Source organism: Pseudomonas brassicacearum (assembly GCF_003732265.1).
In the GTDB taxonomy this organism is placed as follows: Bacteria; Pseudomonadota; Gammaproteobacteria; order Pseudomonadales; family Pseudomonadaceae; genus Aquipseudomonas; species Aquipseudomonas brassicacearum_D.
On the sequence record NZ_MOBK01000094.1, the window covers coordinates 1 to 632 of the forward strand.

A 632-nucleotide genomic window follows, 5' to 3' on the forward strand; every position below is an offset into this window, starting at 1 on the left:
GGGAGTCCGCTAGCGCAGAGGGCATAAATGACTGAAAGAGGCGGCCAGCCCGCTCAGTGCCGGCGGGCTGTAGCAAGTCGCCAGCGCGTTACTCGGCTGGCGTCTTCGGTTCGGCAGGCTTGGATTCTTCGGCCTGATTCAGCAGTGCAGCTTTCGCAGCTTGCTCGTCGGCGTACACCTGCTTGGCCAGCCGCGCATTCTTGAAGCGGCGGCGCAACCACAGGCCAACGCCAAGAATCAGCAGCGCACCGAGTACCCACAACTCGTACTTCTTGATGCTGCCGAGCATGCCTTCCAGCACCGCGCCGAAGTGGTAAGCGGCGGCGGCCAGCGCGGTCGCCCAGATCGCTGCACCGATACCGTTGAGCAGCAGATAACGTCCCGGCGGATAACCCGACAGGCCGATCGCCACCGGCATCACCGTGCGCAGACCGTAAACGAAACGGAAGCTCAACACCCAGATGTCAGGATGCTTGCGAATGTGCTCCAGCGCGCGGTCGCCCATCAGTTGCCAGCGCGGTTTGCGCGCGAGCAATTTGCGCCCGTGCTTGCGGCCCAGGAAGTACCACAGCTGATCGCCGGCATAGCTGCCGCAGAACGCAACGACCACCACCAGGTTGATGTCCATGTAT

Annotated in this window: 1 protein-coding gene; it reads right to left on the reverse strand. The window is 62.8% G+C overall.

Features of this window, described 5'->3' with window-relative positions:
* Positions 1–88 precede the first annotated feature (88 nt).
* Positions 89–632 (reverse strand): DedA family protein (locus tag BK660_RS30205; RefSeq protein WP_148057486.1); only part of this gene is annotated, 544 nt, incomplete at its 5' end.